Source organism: Paenibacillus oleatilyticus, assembly GCF_018998565.1.
GTDB lineage: Bacteria > Bacillota > Bacilli > Paenibacillales > NBRC-103111 > Paenibacillus_G > Paenibacillus_G oleatilyticus.
Map to the genome: position 1 here is coordinate 175,354 of NZ_JAHNZO010000008.1, position 17,273 is coordinate 192,626.

Annotated in this window: 15 protein-coding genes; 11 read left to right on the forward strand and 4 right to left on the reverse strand. The window is 49.8% G+C overall.

The genetic code is table 11. The annotated features are described in order from the left end of the window. Positions 1-25 precede the first annotated feature (25 nt). The 6 genes from KQX66_RS13020 to KQX66_RS13045 all read left to right on the forward strand — a co-directional run bounded on the left by KQX66_RS13020 (position 26) and on the right by KQX66_RS13045 (position 8,884). Complete coding sequence (locus KQX66_RS13020) at positions 26-1,729, forward strand: extracellular solute-binding protein (protein WP_216792976.1); 1,704 nt, start codon at positions 26-28, stop codon at positions 1,727-1,729. A gap of 129 nt (positions 1,730-1,858) precedes the next feature. Continuing rightward, a complete protein-coding gene (locus tag KQX66_RS13025) occupies positions 1,859-2,758 on the forward strand; it encodes an ABC transporter permease (RefSeq protein ID WP_216792978.1) in 900 nt (299 codons plus the stop codon). A gap of 26 nt (positions 2,759-2,784) precedes the next feature. Continuing rightward, positions 2,785-3,669, forward strand: coding sequence for a carbohydrate ABC transporter permease (locus KQX66_RS13030; protein ID WP_216792981.1), 885 nt, complete (start codon positions 2,785-2,787; stop codon positions 3,667-3,669). Between the two features lie 34 nt (positions 3,670-3,703). Continuing rightward, positions 3,704-6,145 (forward strand): glycoside hydrolase family 38 N-terminal domain-containing protein, encoded by a 2,442-nt coding sequence (locus KQX66_RS13035; RefSeq protein ID WP_216792983.1) that lies wholly within the window; start codon positions 3,704-3,706, stop codon positions 6,143-6,145. A gap of 30 nt (positions 6,146-6,175) precedes the next feature. Beyond that, on the forward strand, positions 6,176-7,909 hold the full coding sequence (locus KQX66_RS13040; protein ID WP_216793099.1) for a class I mannose-6-phosphate isomerase: 1,734 nt from the start codon (positions 6,176-6,178) through the stop codon (positions 7,907-7,909). A 36-nt stretch (positions 7,910-7,945) separates the two neighbouring features. Next, complete coding sequence (locus KQX66_RS13045) at positions 7,946-8,884, forward strand: ROK family protein (protein WP_216792985.1); 939 nt, start codon at positions 7,946-7,948, stop codon at positions 8,882-8,884. A 483-nt stretch (positions 8,885-9,367) separates the two neighbouring features. On the opposite strand, the gene KQX66_RS13050 is transcribed toward KQX66_RS13045, so the two are convergent. Continuing rightward, positions 9,368-10,105 carry an inositol monophosphatase family protein gene (locus tag KQX66_RS13050; RefSeq protein WP_216792987.1) on the reverse strand — a complete coding sequence of 246 codons (738 nt, stop codon included), beginning with the start codon at positions 10,103-10,105 and terminating at the stop codon, positions 9,368-9,370. Between the two features lie 528 nt (positions 10,106-10,633). On the opposite strand from KQX66_RS13050, the gene KQX66_RS13055 reads away from it, so the two are divergent. The 3 genes from KQX66_RS13055 to KQX66_RS13065 all read left to right on the forward strand — a co-directional run bounded on the left by KQX66_RS13055 (position 10,634) and on the right by KQX66_RS13065 (position 12,773). After that, a complete protein-coding gene (locus tag KQX66_RS13055; RefSeq protein ID WP_216792989.1) occupies positions 10,634-11,335 on the forward strand; it encodes a helix-turn-helix domain-containing protein in 702 nt (233 codons plus the stop codon). Positions 11,336-11,404: 69 nt separating this feature from the next. Next, on the forward strand, positions 11,405-11,911 hold the full coding sequence (locus tag KQX66_RS13060) for a nuclear transport factor 2 family protein (RefSeq protein WP_216792991.1): 507 nt from the start codon (positions 11,405-11,407) through the stop codon (positions 11,909-11,911). Between the two features lie 82 nt (positions 11,912-11,993). Then, on the forward strand, positions 11,994-12,773 hold the full coding sequence (locus KQX66_RS13065) for a TrmB family transcriptional regulator (RefSeq protein ID WP_216792993.1): 780 nt from the start codon (positions 11,994-11,996) through the stop codon (positions 12,771-12,773). A 219-nt stretch (positions 12,774-12,992) separates the two neighbouring features. Here KQX66_RS13065 and arsC read toward each other — a convergent pair whose 3' ends face one another. From arsC to KQX66_RS13080, 3 genes are read right to left on the reverse strand one after another with little or no spacing between them, the layout of a single operon-like run. After that, on the reverse strand, positions 12,993-13,421 hold the full coding sequence (gene arsC / locus KQX66_RS13070) for an arsenate reductase (thioredoxin) (protein ID WP_216792995.1): 429 nt from the start codon (positions 13,419-13,421) through the stop codon (positions 12,993-12,995). 20 nt (positions 13,422-13,441) lie between these two features. Then, a complete protein-coding gene (gene arsB / locus KQX66_RS13075; protein ID WP_216792997.1) occupies positions 13,442-14,497 on the reverse strand; it encodes an ACR3 family arsenite efflux transporter in 1,056 nt (351 codons plus the stop codon). A 16-nt stretch (positions 14,498-14,513) separates the two neighbouring features. Further along, complete coding sequence (locus KQX66_RS13080; protein WP_216793102.1) at positions 14,514-14,837, reverse strand: ArsR/SmtB family transcription factor; 324 nt, start codon at positions 14,835-14,837, stop codon at positions 14,514-14,516. 416 nt (positions 14,838-15,253) lie between these two features. Between KQX66_RS13080 and KQX66_RS13085 the strand changes: the two genes are divergently transcribed. Together KQX66_RS13085 and KQX66_RS13090 are read left to right on the forward strand one after the other, a co-directional pair. After that, positions 15,254-16,267 carry a thiamine pyrophosphate-dependent dehydrogenase E1 component subunit alpha gene (locus KQX66_RS13085; RefSeq protein WP_216792999.1) on the forward strand — a complete coding sequence of 338 codons (1,014 nt, stop codon included), beginning with the start codon at positions 15,254-15,256 and terminating at the stop codon, positions 16,265-16,267. 12 nt (positions 16,268-16,279) lie between these two features. Further along, positions 16,280-17,263: an alpha-ketoacid dehydrogenase subunit beta gene (locus KQX66_RS13090; RefSeq protein ID WP_216793001.1), complete on the forward strand. Its 984-nt coding sequence runs from the start codon at positions 16,280-16,282 to the stop codon at positions 17,261-17,263. Positions 17,264-17,273: the final 10 nt, after the last annotated feature.

Below are 17,273 nucleotides of genomic sequence, written 5' to 3' on the forward strand. Positions count from 1 at the left end.
TTTTACGACAAGGGGGAAGTTGGTTTTGAACAATCGAAAGTATGCATGTGCTGTCGTTGGTTGCTTCTCGAGTGTCGCCCTGCTCGCTGCGGCTTGCAGCAATTCAGGCAATCCGCCTGCGAACAGTCCGTCTTCAACCGATAGCAAGAATCCATCGGCAGCAGCAGCTGCCGCGGGTCCGCTCGGGAAATACAGCCCTCCGATTGACGTCCGGGCAGTACGCGGAATTAACGGAAGCTTCAAGTTCCCGCAGGGAGAGGACATTAGCAATAACCTTTGGGCGAAGACGTACAAGGAAGAGTACGGTATCAATCTGACTTATGATTGGGTCGCGGACAATTCAGGGGGAAATGAGAGCGCCTACAACAAAAAGCTGAACCTCATGATCGCTTCCGGGCAGCTGCCGGATATTGTGGCTGTGAACTCTAAACAGTTCAAACAGCTGGCGGAGGACGGGAAGCTGGCAGATCTGACGGAAGCGTTCGAGAAATTCGCCACCCCTTACACGAAGGACGTGGCCAAGCAGGATGGCGGTATGGCTATGAGCTCCGCAACGATTAACGGCAAGCTGCTGGCGATCCCGGGGTTTAACGGAAACATCACCAATGCCAATGTAGTTTGGATTCGATCGGATTGGATGAAGAAGCTGAATCTGCCCGAACCCAAAACGATGCAGGATTTGTTCGCGATTATGGAAGCATTCGCCACCAAAGATCCGAACGGCGATGGCGGCAAAGGCGTCATCGGATTGGCCGCGAACAAGAACATTTACGATGGATTCGCCGATTTGCTCGGTTTCTTCAACGGGTATCATGCGTATCCGAACGGCATGTGGATTAAAGATGATGCCGGTCAACTCGTATACGGAGGCATCCAAAAAGAGATGAAGCCGGCCCTCGCGAAACTGCAGGAGCTGTATAAATCCGGGTTGATCGACAAGGAATTCGGCGCCAAGGACGCGGCCAAGGAAGCGGAACTGTTCGGACAAAACAAGCTGGGCATTACGTTCGGGGCCAATTCGAACCCATATTATCCGTTCGACGATGCGCGCAAGCGAAATCCGGAGATGGACTGGAAAGCGTATCCGATCCCTTCGATTGACGATAAACCGGCGCGGCCGGCTGTTGGCTTCCCGATCAGCACCTACTATGTAGTGAATAAAAATTTCAAGCATCCCGAAGTGGTTGTCAAAATGTTTAATGCGAATTTCGAAAAGTTTTTCGGGAAAACGGGCGATTGGAACACTTGGGGTGTGACGAAGGATCGTTTGGAAGCGTTCAAGTGGCCGTTCGTGTATGGCTTCCCGCCGGATAAGGATGTTCCCGGGCGCTATGAGGCGTTGAAAAAAGCGATCGAAACGAATGATCCATCCGCAATGAACGGTGAGCAAAAAGCGGACTTCGACGCTTATCAGGCATATAAGAATGGCGACCAGACGAAGTGGGCGACGGTTCGGCAAGCAGGTCCGACAGACTCCTCCTTCGCCGTCCTGAATCATTATAAACAAAATAATCTGTTGTATACGAATGAATATCGCTCAAGTTTGCAGACGGATACGATGACTTTGAAATGGTCGACATTGTTGAACCTGGAGAAAGAAATGATCACGAAAATTATCCTGGGTGCATCGTTAGACGAATTCGATAAATTTGTAGAAAACTGGAAAAAATCCGGCGGCGACCAAATTACGAAGGAAGTTAACGATTGGGCTGCAAACTCCAAAAAGTAACACGTCGCAAAGAATAAGGGTAAAGATGCGTTCCACGCTTTTCCCTCTCCCCGCAAAGCACCTGACGAACTTCCGAGTTTAAAGCTTCACTTTGCGGGGACATTTTATGACCGGACGGTGGGATGGTAGATGAAAACCGCGAAATGGCGGCGCGAGCTGCCGCTTCATATATTAGTATTTCCCAGCCTGATCATTGTGCTGATCTACTGCTATATTCCGATGTACGGCAATATTATTGCGTTCCAGAATTTCAAACCGACCCAAGGATTTTGGGGTTCGGAATGGACAGGGCTGGCGAATCTGAACTATGTTCTGGAAATGCCGAATACGTTTCGCATTATATGGAATACCGTCTATATCGCGACCATGAAAATAATCATGGGCAATGTCGTACCGATCCTTATTGCTCTGCTGTTGAATGAAGTCCGCCTCACGATCGTCAAACGGAGCGTTCAAACTTTAATTTATTTCCCGTATTTCCTTTCGTGGGTTATCCTTGCCGGCATTCTCATCGATGTCCTGTCTCTCCAAGACGGTATTGTCAATCAAGCTCTCGGATGGTTGGGGATGCAGCCCATCTACTTCCTCGGCGACAATCGGTGGTTTCCCATTACGCTCGTATTGACAGATACGTGGAAAGAATTCGGGTTCGGCACGATCGTATACTTGGCCGCGCTGACAAGCATCAATCCGTCTTTATATGAAGCGGCCATCATAGACGGCGCCAACCGCTGGAAGCAAACGTTGCATATTACGCTCCCGGGGATGGTTCCGATCATCATCCTGATGGCCACGCTCAGCTTGGGCAACGTATTGAATGCGGGCTTCGACCAAGTATTTAATTTATACAGTCCGCAGGTGTACGAGAGCGGGGATATTCTGGATACGCTGATCTACCGCATCGGCGTTTCGGATGCCCAATATGGCCCGGCAACCGCGATTGGATTGCTCAAATCGTCCGTTTCCTTTATTCTGATCTCGGTCTCTTATTGGCTGGCGTACCGGTTTGCGAATTATCGAATTTTTTAGCTTAGCTGGAACAGGAGGTTGACCCGATGATGCGACATGCCTCCGTCACACGGAGACTATTCGATATAGGCAATACCATATTTCTGATTGCGCTCTCTTTGCTGTGTATTTTGCCTATTATCCAGGTCGTTGCCGTTTCGTTCAGCTCGAGCAGCGCTGCCGCGGCCGGGTTGGTCAAATTATGGCCGGTCGATTTCTCGCTGAAATCGTATGAGTTTATTTTGAAGAAAAAAGACTTTCTGGGGTCGTTTCTGATCTCTATAGAGCGGGTCATACTGGGAACCGGCATTAGCATGTTTTTGACCGTAACGCTCGGCTACGCGCTATCCAAAGAAGTGAAGGATTTCCGGATGAGAACGTTTTACGCCTGGTATTTTGTCATTACGATCTTATTCAGCGGCGGATTAATTCCATGGTATTTAACGATCAAGTACACGAACTTGTTGGATACGATATGGGCGCTGGTCATACCGGGAGCGGTTACCGTGTTTAACGTCATTTTGGTGCTTAATTTCTTCCGAGGATTGCCCAAAGAACTGGAGGAGTCGTGTTTCATTGATGGGGGAAGCCATTGGACGACGCTCTGGAAAATATATCTCCCGTTATCCTTGCCCGCCATTGCGACGATCACGCTGTTCACCATCGTTAACCATTGGAATTCCTGGTTCGACGGTCTTATGCTCATGAATTCGCCCAGCCATTACCCGCTTGCCACTTATTTGCAGACGGCGATCATTCAACACGATTTCGCTAATATGCGGGCCGAGGATGTGAAGACTTTAGCGGAGATTTCGGATCGGACGACACGGGCGGCGCAAATTTTTATCGGCGCGCTGCCGATTATGGCGGTCTATCCGTTTTTGCAAAAATATTTCATGACCGGACTTGTCATGGGAAGCGTGAAGGAATAACGGAAAATTGCATGAGAAGGAGCTGTGTTCACAGATGAGGAAGCCGACCCGCAAATGGACGTTGGACATTATTCATCATTCCCATACCGATATCGGGTACACCGAACGTCAAGAGAAGATCGAGCGGTACCACGTTCATTTTATAAAACAAGCGATTCAAATTCTAAACAGCATCCGGTCGGGCGAGAAAAGCGGTTGGGAAGGCTTCAAATGGACTTGCGAAACGTTTTGGCCTGTGGAACGTTTTCTCGCTCAGGCAACCGAACAAGAGGAGCAGGCGTTCCGTGAATGGGTTCAGTCTGGAGACATCTCGTTGTCGGGTACGTATCTGAACATGACCGAGCTGATCGATGCGGACCTGTTGACTCGAATGATCAAGCGCTCCACGGATTACGCCAAATCCATCGGCGTTACGCTGGACTCTGCCATGACGGCGGATATCAACGGCTATAGCTGGGGCTTCGCGCAATGTTTACTGGATGCCGGGATACAGAACTTGCTATCCTGCATCCATACGCACCACGGCATGTACCCGCTCGGACAAAAGCAGACGCCGTTTTGGTGGGAAACCCCCGGCGGCGAACGGCTGCTTGTATGGAACGGCGACCATTATCATCTTGGCAACGACCTCGGGCTGGCGCTGAATGCGATACATTCCTACATCATTCGCGACGAGTTTCGCACTCCGCCTATCGCGAGCAATCATTGGGAGATCATGGAGACGCGCATTATGCGCTATTTGAACCGGTTGGAGGAGGAAGGGTATCCTTACGATTTTGCACCGATTGCGCTATCAGGGCTTATCGTGGATAACGCTCCTCCTAACGGTTCCATTATGGACCTGTTCCAGCAATGGAATGGGGTGCATGGGGATTCGGTAACGATTCGTATGACGACTTTATCGGATCTATTCGCCAAGGTCAGGAAGCGGACGGATGTTGAAATTCCCGTTCACCGCGGAGACTGGCCGGACTGGTGGTCGGACGGCGTTGCGTCGACGGCTGCGCACACGCAGCTTTTCCGGGATGCTCAACGCAATTTCCGCATGCTCGCTCTGTTGGATCCAGACAACCGCATGATTCCCGAATTCGCGGTTCGGGAGATGGAGGAACAGCTTACGCTGTATGCAGAGCATACTTGGGGGTATTCTCATTCCATCTCCGAACCGTGGAATCCTTTGGTGCAATCGCTCGGCGCCCGCAAGGAAGCCTATGCGGCTAATGCCAGCCGGCTTGTCCATAGCGCGATCGATGCCATATTGGAAGCCAAAGGCGAAGCGATGCTCGCCCCGGGCCGGCCATTGCGCTTCAAGGTCGTCAATCCGTTCCCGCACGACATCCGGGTCATCGCCAGGATGTACCTGGATTATTGGGAGCTTCCCTTGATTCGGGAGGGCTTGGAGGTCAGGGAGGAAGGCCGGACGGACGTCATCGTCCATCAGGTAAGCCAAGTCAGCCGGGGGACTGAGGTGTCCATCCCGGTCACATTGAAGGCAGCAGAGGAAAAATGGTTCCTTATTGTTCCTTGTGCGGCCAAGGAAGGGAAGACAACCTCGAATGTTTCCTTGACAGGCTCGGATGGAGTGAAGGATATTCGCGATTTTCGCCCGGAACCGGCGGAAGATGTACCTTTCCGCGTGACCGAAACCTCCGTTGAGAGCGCACATGTCCTGATCGCGTGGGAGGCGGGAAAAGGCATCGTCTCTTGGAAGGACAAACGGTCGGGAATCGAGCTGATCGATCCTGAGGCGCCTCACGCGGCTTTTGCTCCCGTCTACGAGGTGACGCCTGTGAAGGATCGGGGGCTGATCCGCCAGACGCGTACCCGAATGGGACGGAACCGGAAGGGCATGAACGTGCAGAGACACGTTGGCCGGCTTGTTCGCGCGTATGAAGCGGAACGTGGTCCGCTATGGGTTACGATCGAGCAGGAGTACGAAGTGGCAGGGATGAGCCACTATACGGTACGGCTGACGGTGTATGCCCATGAGCCGAGAGTAGATGTAACGATACGCCTGCATAAAGACAGTGTCTGGGAACCTGAGAATGTGTACATTCCGTTGCCGCTTTCCATTCCGCACGCCCAGCTCTGGCTGGAGAAAGCGGGTGCGCTCATGCGGCCGGGAATCGACCAGCTTCCCGGTACGGGCCTCGATTTCTATTGCATCCAAGACGGAATCGGTTGGATCGGTCAGGATCAAGGTTTGGCTATCGCCACACCGGATTCCCCTTTAATCCAACTAGGACCGCTTGCATTCGGGGATCGGAAGCTGCACGGCCAGCAAGAGCTTAATAAACCAAAAGCGGTGTACGCATGGATACTGAACAATTTCTGGGAGACGAATTTCAAAGCGACGTTGGGAGGGTTTTACGAGTTCCGGTATTCGGTTCATTGGGGCCATGACTTGGGCACTCCGGAGAAGGCTATCGCGCAATGCAGACTATCCAATCAACGAGTTATAAGCTACAGGGCTTAAGGAGCGGATACGATGAGACGAACATCAGCGATGTATGACAAAGAGCCGCACATCGAAATCAGGGGATGCGACCGGGAGGCTTGGCGTGGCTATGAAGCTGTCGCGAAAGAGCTTTTAACGAACGGAGAAGGAAAAGGCGGGCTCGTGCTTATCATTGAATGCTACCCTGGCGTAAGGGTAACAGAGATTGTTGAAGGTCTGAAGCCTTTCTTGAATCCGGTGAAGGTGGTTATGGCGGAGCAAGCCGCCAAAAAAGCCAGCCAGATCGACGCCATGATCGGCCGGTTCTTAACCGACGATCGGGTTTTTGGCTATATGGCCCCCTTCGGAGTTGAGGACTTCTATGATCCCGACCTCGTGCAGCAGCTTCGTCGAGACATAGAGAGTGTTTCGAAGGGGACGGTTATCGTTATCGGAACAGGAGCTGCTTTCATCACGAAAGGCGACTTGCTGGTATACGCCGACATGGCCCGATGGGAAATTCAACAGCGCTACCGAAGCGGGGAGTTCGGCAATTGGCTGGCGGATAACCAGGCCGAGGATATGCTCCGCAAATATAAACGAGGCTTTTTCATCGAGTGGAGGGCTGCAGACCGCTTCAAGCGAACCGTTCTTCCTCAAGCCGATTACTATCTGGATACTAACGCCAAGGACGATCCGAAGCTGCTGACCAAGGATGCGCTGTTCCACGGGTTTAGGCAGACGGTCAGCCGCCCGTTCCGGTTAGTCCCCTATTTCGACCCCGGCGTATGGGGTGGTCAGTGGTTGGAATCGAAGATCGGGTTGGAGCCTCAGGAACACCCTTACGCATGGGGATTCGACGGAGTTCCGGAAGAGAACAGCTTATATTTGACCTACCGTTCGATCCGGGTGGAGATCCCGTCTATCAACCTGGTGTTCTTCGAACCGAAGCGTCTGCTGGGGGAGCGGGTGTATGCCCGGTTCGGCGCGGAGTTTCCGATTCGTTTCGACTTTCTTGACACCATCCGAGGGGGGAGTTTGAGCCTCCAGGTTCATCCCGTTACCGATTATATCCAAAAAACGTTCGGGATGGCCTATACGCAGGACGAGAGCTACTATATCCTCGATGCCGCTCCCGGTGCGGCGGTTTGTTTAGGGCTGAGAGAAAACATAAATCCGGATGCGATGATGGCCGATCTGGAGCGGGCTCAGCAAGGCGGCTTCTCCTTTCCCGCCGAACAGTATGTGAACCGGTTCGCCGCCAAGAAGCACGATCATTTCCTGATTCCGGCGGGAACGGTTCATTGTTCCGAAACGAACTGCATGGTGTTGGAGATCAGCGCCACGCCGTATATATTTACCTTTAAACTGTGGGACTGGGACCGGCTAGGTCTGGACGGCAGACCGCGCCCTATTCACCTGGAGCATGGCCGACGTAATATTCAATGGAACTGCACGACCGAAATGGTGCAGCGTGAGTTGGTGAATGCTATCGTCCAGGTTGGCGAGGGCGACGGCTGGGTGGAAGAGCGAACCGGATTGCACGAGCTGCAATTCATTGAAACGCGGCGGCATTGGTTTGTGGCCGTCACGCCTCACCACACGAATGGCGGCGTTCAAATGCTGAATTTGGTCGAGGGAGAGGAAGCCATTGTGGAAAGTCCGACAGGAGCCTTCGAACCGTTCGTAGTCAGGTATGCGGAAACCTTTATTGTTCCTGCGGCGGCAGGCGAATACACAATTCGTCCGAGCGAGCGATGTGCCGGGCAAACGTTGGGCACGATCAAGGCGTTCGTCAGATAAAGAATTTCGCTAAAGCTAAGGAGGATAGGGAGCAGTATGAATATTGCGATAGACTTCGGAGGAACTACGATCAAGATCGGGCTCGTTCACGAAGGGAAAGTTCACGCATTGCGAACGCTGCCTGCTCACTCCTCAAAAGGGTTGATTCCGCGCCTTCCTGCCGTTGCGGCGGCTGTCCGCGAGCTGCTCGCCTGTCACCGATTGTCGATTGCCGATTGCGAGGGAATTGGAATAGCCACGCCGGGGCTAGTAGATACCGTGAATCGAACGATTGTCTCGATCAACGACAAATACTCCGATGCCGTCGGATTTTCGTTTCAGGCATGGATCGCGGACACCTTCCAACTTCCGTTCGTGATGGAAAACGACGCCCGCTCGGCGCTAATCGGCGAGACCGCCTATGGAGTAGCCCAGCGGGAAACGGATGCGGTTCTCATGACGTTCGGAACGGGAATCGGAACCGCAGCCATGATGAACGGCAAGATTTTGCATGGGCGCCATTACCAAGCGGGAATTTTGGGCGGTCACCTCAGTACGGATATACACGGAAGCTTATGCAATTGCGGGAACATAGGCTGTCTGGAAGCTCAAGCGGGCCATTGGGCATTAAACCAAGCGGCCAGGCGACACCCGCATTACTCGCAAAGCCGGCTTTCCCAATTGACTCAACTGAGCTATCTGGCTGTTCTGGAAGAAGCGCTCTCCGGAGATCAGGCTGCAACTGACCTGTTGGAGCACTTAATCTCGCACTGGATCGCGGGCATTGTCAACTTGATCCATGCTTACGATCCTGAAGTCGTCATTTTGAGCGGGGGGCTTATGAAATCCAAAGATCACATAGTGCCCTTGCTGAGCGAACGCGTCTGCAAAAATGCCTGGACTCCTTGGGGCAAAGTGCGGATTGCGGTGGCTGAAGATCCGGACGCATCGGTGCTGTTAGGCGTATCCCGCTTGTTGTCGGAGCACACTGCATAACCATTAATAAGTGATGTGAACTGTACCTCCAACTGTTAGATGATGTTAGCAATTGGGGTGCAGTTCATCTACGTTCAATAGACCGCAAGAGTTTGCGATAAACATTCCATAAGAAATAAGCGAAGGATTACCGTTTAATTGCCAATATTCTCAATCTTTTATAATTCAAATACCACTCACTGTCATGAAATAAATCTTTTTGGCTTTCGCGGCAATTTTCTCAAATGCATTGCGTCGTTCACTTTCCGACAAATCTTTGAAGAAATCATCAAAGTGCTATATTCATACTTCGCCAATCGCCTTAATGATCGTTTCAACATTTCCGCATTTGCAAAGCATCTGCCACGTCTGAATACCACCTTAAAAATTATAGATAAGTATGAAAATGTGGGGAATGGCCGGGGTTGGCATCAGCTATAGTCAACGCGACAACGAGGCCATTCCGGCGGCAGAGACACGCTTGTTTAATCGTTGTTGAATTACTCAAGAAGAGATGGCGCTTAGCTCTTCTTTCATATTTTGGTGAAGGACAGGATTGGATGCTATTATCCCCGAAGAGCCCCATGTAAAGCTGTTTCCATGTCGATCGGAAACGACTCCGCCAGCTTCTTGCACCAATAAAGCGCCCGCCATCCAGTTGTAAATTTCATCTCCAAATTCATAATATCCATCCAGCCGTCCGCAGGCGGTATAGGCAAGCTGAAGGGAGATAGACCCAAGCATTCTGACCGCAAATGCTCTTGGGATGATATGGTTAAATCCTCTCAAGGTAAGGTCGGTAATTTCGATATCTTTGGCCGGAAAGGATGGAGGAGTTGTACAAACGATAGCTTCCTCCAGCTTCTCCTTGGCAGCCACACGAATTGGCTTACCGTTTAAAAAAGCGCCCTCACCCGCAACGGCGTAAAATAGCTCGTCATGACTCGGATCATAGACAAAGGAAAGTACGGGGCGTCCATTTCGGACCAAGCACAAGGACATGGCATACGAATAAATTCCTTGTAAGAATTGTACGGCTCCATCAATAGCGTCACAAATCCAATACTCGCCTTCGTATTCGACTTTTTGTTGATTCTCCGTTTCAAACTCCGAATCGGACCACCGGATATTAGGATATTTTTCAGCCAAAGCCGTCTTGATTTGGAGGGTAGCCGGGTATTCGCTAACTCGAATCGCTTGAACAAATCGGGAACGGAAGCTGCGCGCTCCCCGCGTTTGCATGTCTCGTATAAACCGGCTCCTACGCTTCTCAGCAATTCTCCGCAAAAATGAATATCAATTGAGGTCATCGCTAGTTCTTCCTTTCTGTTTTTGAAATTTCTGTTTTTAGGTAGTATCTTTAAATACCACTTATAGGTGGTATGGTGAAATACTACACTTACTTTCCGATAATGTCAAGATTTCAGTATAATGAAGATGAAAGAAGAGGCGACGCTATTATGCGCATGTCGACGCATTGAAGAGCCGCGATTGCGGCTCTTTTTGCAATCAATGCCGCAACGTCGCTCACAGCGGAATATGTTATACTTCTGGTACTGGAAGTTACTCAAGAAATAAGGTGAGCGAATTGGAATTGGAAGGTCAATCAAGGAATTTTTAACTAGCGGTGCGGCGCCTGTATTGTCCAGCGATGATCTGGGGTGGTCCGACATCAAGCTTTCCCAATGGGATCATATCCCTCCCGGTCTAATGTACGACGCTTCGTTGCATTCCAAACATGTGATTGCCCTGCATGGCTCCCGGGAACCTTTGAAGCTGCGCATCTTTGAAGCGGCCAATCAACGGGAGAAGACAATCACCTCCGGGCAAATTCAAATTTTACCCGCTGGACAGAACATGTACTGCCAATGGGCAAACACCTTATCTTTCATAAAATTAGAGGTGAATCCTTCGTTTCTCGAACGGGTAGCGGATGAATCGGGTTTTGGACGTGCGGACAAACGGAGACTGGAACAGAGACTGCTTGTTCAAGACGGCAAGCTTCTATTGCTTGCCGGTTGGATGCTGGAGGAGCTGCGTAACGGTGGTGCAAGCGGAAAGCTTTACAGCGATTCGATGGCGACGATGACGGCGGTCCATTTGCTCCGGCACTATACGGCGAGTGCCAATCGGAACTTGAAGTCATCCGCGTCGACCGACAAGCAAGTCTCGACAGTGATTGAATACATGCAGATGAATTTGGAAAAAGATATATCTCTTCAAAAGCTTGCGATCGTTGCCAGTATCAGTTTGTCACATTTGGTTCGGCTTTTTAAAAGGCAAACGGGTATGACACCTCATCAATATTTGATTCATTTGCGGATTGAGCGTTCCAAGCAGCTCATTCGCTGCGGAAACATGAGTATGAAGGAAATCGCCGCTCAAGTCGGATTTTCCGACCAGGCCCACTTCACCAAGTTATTTAAAAGAGTGACCGGATTGACTCCTGTGAAGTATGCTTCTGCTTTATGAAATGACACGATAACATATTAGCCCGAACCGCCGGCGGCAGTGCAATCAACTGTTGCCCGGCGTTTTTTTATGGCGATTTTTGACCAAAACCTGCGCATTCCATTCAATATTGTCGTGGGGATGGGGGGATTCATGGCCGACGATATTGTCTATGAGATGCCGTTCGGACTCCAGGGCGATCGTGTCCAGGGCAAAGAAAACCTGATTCAATTGCTGGAACAGTTTATTGGCAAAGAAAATGGGATGTATTCGACATGGGATATTTTCAACATTCGGGTTTACGCGGCCAGGGAAGGCGAGGTGGAACAAGAAATCGTTTTCGCTGAAATGGATAGCAGAGGCATTGTAAAGCAGAACGGATATAAGTATACGCAATCGTATATCAGCTTGCTGCACATCATCGACGGATGGATTACGTTGTGGAGGGAATATTTCAATCCGATTCATTTGCAGAATGCGCTTGATTCTTTGAATACAGGAGGAAAAACGGCAGCGACAGAATTAGGCGCAGAGGTGCGTGTCGTGCGGGCTGCCGAGGCGGCTATTGCTTCCAACCCGATGTGCAATCTGCATTGATAGCAGGAATGGCATGTTGACTTTTATAACAAATAATAGTAGTATTTTAAAATACTTATAATGACAGAAGGGAGGTAATCCATTGATTGACGAGCTTCGCAAAATCGGTTTGTCGGATCTGGAGGCAAGATGCTACATGGTGCTTCATGAGGAGCCGAAAATATCCGGATATGAGGTAGCCAAAAAAGTTTCCGTTTCCCGCACAAATGTATATGCCGCGCTTCGTTCATTGACTGACAAGGGCCTGTGCCGGGTGATCGAAACCGAACCTGTTCTGTATGATGCCGTGCCTATTGAGCAGGTTGTTCGATTGCTGCATACGGAATTTGAACAAACGACGAGATTGCTTCTGGAACAGCTGCACTCGCCCCCGCAGACTTCGCCGTCCTTCTATAGTTGGCAAGGGGACAAAGCGATTGAAACGGCGATTCGGCGTTTGGTATCGAATGCGGACAAGAGCATCATTGTCGATATTTGGTCTGAAGATATTCACTGGGTGGAAGAACCGTTGATGGAAGCGGAGAAGCGCGGCCTCGCCGTCACACTGATCTCGATCGGCGAATGCCATACGCGGCTGAAGAATGTTCTGGTACATAAAAGAAGCGACGATTGGAACAATGCCGTTGCCAGAAAATTCTCCATTCTTTGCGATTCCCGTTCGACCCTGCTTGGCAGTTTTGGACATGGGCTCAAACCTACGGTCCTGGAAACCGACCATCCCTCGCTTGTTGAATTGCTGCAAAATACGTTCTATCACGACGTCGTTATGGAACAGATTGAGCGGGATTTCAGCAAGGAGCTGGCGGAAAAGTACGGGGACCATTACGAACGCATTATTGACTCCTATCGGAAATACTTGTGAGAGTATTTCCTTTTTTTGTTTGAAAATCGGTTGTCCAACGACAGAGAAATGAGTACTGTGAAATCCTTTATCCACGGGTGGTCTATAAAAAAGTACTTATTATTCTGCCGTTGATTTGCGGCAGAATAATAAGTACTTTTCTGAGTAGCGGCAGAAAAATGATCCATTCGTAAGACTGCGTGGAAAGAGTGCCTTATCGCTGCATGCCGTTTCCCGAATTTACGGACCTTCGGTTAGAAACTTTTCTATACGCGACTTAATCGCGTTCCGAACCTCTCGAAATTGGCTCATGATTTCTTCCTCGGTTCCGGCAGCCTTGGCCGGATCATCGAAACCCCAATGCCACTTCACGACGTTTTTATTCGAAATCACCGGACAGTGCTCGTCTGCATGGCCACATAACGTAATCACATAGTCAGCCCGATTCAAAATCTCCGGATCGATGACATCCGATGTATGGCCGCTAATATCGACACCGGCTTCCTTCATCACCTGGACGGCACGGGGATTCAGCCCATGTGCCTCCAACCCTGCGCTTTTTACTTCGTAGCGATCGTTACTGAGCGCCTTCAACCAGCCATCCGCCATTTGGCTGCGGCAAGAATTTCCCGTACAAAGGAAATAAACGAGTTTTTTGTTATCTAACATGGTAAGTCCTCCTGTTTATATTAAGCTGCTTGCTTTGAAAAATACTTTCGCTGAAAGCGGAGCGCGACGTTGACTAAGGCAATCATCACAGGGACTTCCACAAGAGGACCGATCACGGCCGCAAATGCTGCGCCGGAATGAATACCAAACACCCCGACGGCAACGGCAATCGCCAGCTCAAAGTTATTTCCCGAGGCGGTAAATGCGAGTGTAGAAGTCACCGGATAACCAGCCCCGGCTTTTTTGCCCATGAAAAACGAGATCAGGAACATGATGACAAAGTAAATCAAGAGCGGAATTGCGATCCTCACGACATCTAAAGGCAGTTGGATAATCATTTCGCCTTTCAGCGAGAACATCACGAGGATCGTAAACAATAAAGCGACGAGTGTGATGGGACTGATTTTCGGAATAAAGACAGTTTCGTACCAGAACCGGCCCTTTGCTTTTACAAGCAAATAGCGAGTAATCATTCCGGCCAGAAAGGGTATCCCTAAATAAATCAACACGCTCTTGGCGACTTCGGCCATCGTAATGTCAACAACGACGCCTTTCAAGCCGAACCATCCCGGCAAAATCGTAACAAAAATATAAGTATAGACGGAGTAGAACAATACTTGAAAGATCGAGTTGAAAGCAACGAGTCCCGCCGCGTACTCGGTGTCCCCTTTGCATAAATCATTCCAAACGATGACCATTGCAATACAACGGGCTAAACCGATCATAATCAGGCCGACCATGTATTCCGGGTAACCTTGGAGAAAAACAATGGCCAAGAAAAACATTAAGATCGGGCCAATGAACCAGTTTTGAATCAGTGAAATGGTTAACACCTTGCCATTTCGAAAAACACGGCCGATTTCTTCGTATCGTACCTTCGCCAGCGGCGGATACATCATTAAAATGAGGCCAAGCGCAATCGGTATTGATGTGGTTCCCACTTGAAATTCATTCAAGCCGGCGACAAAGTTAGGAATTACGAAGCCCAGGCTAATCCCTAACGTCATCGCAACAAAAATCCATAACGTCAAATAGCGGTCCAGAAAAGAGAGACGCTTTCTCTCATGTTTGCTCACTTGCTGTACACCTCCTTTACTCGCATGTAACCGTCAATCCTTGTTGCTCCAATTTTCGCAGCTCCTCGGACAGATCAGGCAAGTGGGATATTGCATAACCAATTTCTTCTAACCGCTTCTCGTTGATCGAATAGAACACCCATTGCCCCTTTCGCGTTTCGCGAACCAGTTCAGCTGTTTTTAAGCGGCTTACGTGTTTAGAAATGGCCGGTTGGGAAATGTTGAAAATGGGGACCAGTTCACACACGCAGCAATCGCGAATGCGCAGCAAAGAAAGGATTTTAAGCCTTGTCGGATCGGCAAGAGCTTTCAGAATGTCCGCTATCTTTTCAAACTCCATTATCATTTATTATCACTCCGTGTCAATAATAATATAACCATATTGTTATATGTATATGTTAAAAAGTCAAGACTGAAATCAAGGAGTATTCATTTTCTTGTCGTTAAAGCAATCAGTATTCTGTCGTTCTATATGGGTGGTATTTATGAATACTTCTTAATTGAATCGATTTGCGGAAAGTGTGTTTACATAATAATTATTATGTAAACTAAAAGTAAAATTCGGACCAGACTGCGTGCAATGACATAGGGGAGTTCATGTGGACATGAATTGAATCGCTAGCCAATACAATCAACGTGACTATATTTTTTTTGCATAGTTTCTATGCACAATATATATTTCACGACTGGAATGACGCTATGTAAAAATAAAAGAAGCCGCAATATGCAGCGGCACCATTATCGGAGGGATACGATATGAATGAAACCGGAAACGGTCAAGTCAAGAACGGGCACCAGGCACTGGGTTTAACAGATCAGCAGGTTCTTGAAATGTATCAGCATATGGTTTTGGCGCGAAAAGTAGATGAACGGATGTGGCTTCTCAACCGTGCGGGAAAGATCCCTTTTCTCGTTTCTTGCCAAGGTCATGAGGCGGCGCAGGTGGGAGCGGCTCATGCATTGGATCGAACGAAAGATTTTCTTTGTCCGTATTATCGGGACATGGGCATGGTCATTGTTTTCGGGATGACGGCCAAGGAATTGATGCTTTCCGCCTTTGCCAAGGCGGGAGATCCCAACAGTGGCGGACGCCAAATGCCAGGGCATTATGGGAGTAAAAGATTGAACATCCTTACGGGGTCCAGCGTCGTAACGAGTCAAGTGCCGCATGCTGTTGGAATCGCTTTATCTGGAAGAATCGAGGGGGAAAAGCTTGTCGTGTTAACGGCCTTTGGAGAAGGGTCCAGCAATCAAGGGGAGTTTCACGAAGCGGCGAACTTTGCGGGGGTGCACAAGCTTCCTGTCATTTTCTTCTGCGAGAATAACAAGTATGCCATTTCTGTCCCCTATTCCAAGCAGGCGGCTTGTGAAAGCATCGCGGATCGGGCAAAAGGATACGGGTTTCCCGGCATCAGTGTGGATGGCAATGATCCCTTGGAAGTATATAAGGCCACGAAAGAGGCGGTCGATCGGGCCAAAAGAGGAGAAGGGCCCACGCTGATCGAGGTGGTCGTCTATCGTTTAGTTCCTCATTCAAGCGACGACGATGATCGAACCTACCGTTCCCGGGAAGAAGTGGAGGAAGCCAGGAAGAAAGATCCGCTCGTAACCTTCAGCAAGTATCTGAAAGATTGCGGGATCTTAGATGAACCTAAAGAGAAGGAAATCCATGACCGGATGCTCATAGAAGTCGATGAGGCCACGGAATATGCGGAGAATGCTCCGGATTCGGCTCCGGAAGATGCCCTTAAGCACGTTTATGCAGAATAGGAGGAGTGGGAAATGGCCGTCATTTCTTATCTTGATGCAGTGACCCAAGCTCTTCGGGAGGAAATGCAGCGAGATCCGAGGGTATTCGTATTAGGGGAAGACATCGGGGTACGCGGGGGCGTATTTCGGGTTACCCAGGGATTTTATGAGGAATTTGGAGAACAACGGGTTATCGATACGCCGCTATCCGAAGCGGCCATTGCAGGCGTGTCGGTTGGGGCAGCCGCTTATGGCTTGAGGCCTGTAGCCGAGATTCAGTTTGCCGAGTATATGATGCCTGCCGTAAACCAGATTGTGAATGAAGCAGCCAAAATAAGATACCGCTCGAACGGAGATTGGACCTGCCCCTTGGTCATTCGTGCTCCTTATGGAGGAGGAGTTCACGGCGCCCTCTACCATTCGCAAAGCGTCGAAGCCATATTTTGCAACATTCCCGGGTTGAAAGTGGTCACTCCTTCCACGCCTTATGATGCCAAAGGACTGCTAAAGGCAGCGATCCGCGACGAAGATCCCGTTCTGTTCTTTGAACATAAGCGATGTTATCGATCGATCAAAGGAGAAGTGCCGGACTCGGATTATATCGTTCCCATCGGGAAGTCGGATATTAAGCGGCAGGGAGAGGACCTCACGGTTATTTCTTACGGACTTGCCCTGCATTTTGCGGTGGAAGCGGCTGAACAACTTTCCCGGGAAGGATACAGCGCTCACATTCTGGATTTGCGCACCCTCTATCCTCTGGATAAGGAATCGATTGTAGAGGCGGCCCGGAAAACCGGTAAAGTGTTAATTGTTCATGAAGACAACAAAGAAGGAGGCGTCGGCGCGGAAGTCGCGGCTGTGCTCGCCGAGGAATGCCTTTTTGAGCTGGATGCTCCGATCAGACGCCTTTGCGGTCCGGACGTCCCTGCCATGCCGTATAGTAATCCAATGGAGAAATTCTTCATGCTCAATCCGGATAAAGTATATCGGGCCATGAAACAATTGGCCGAATTTTGATCCGCGCGGG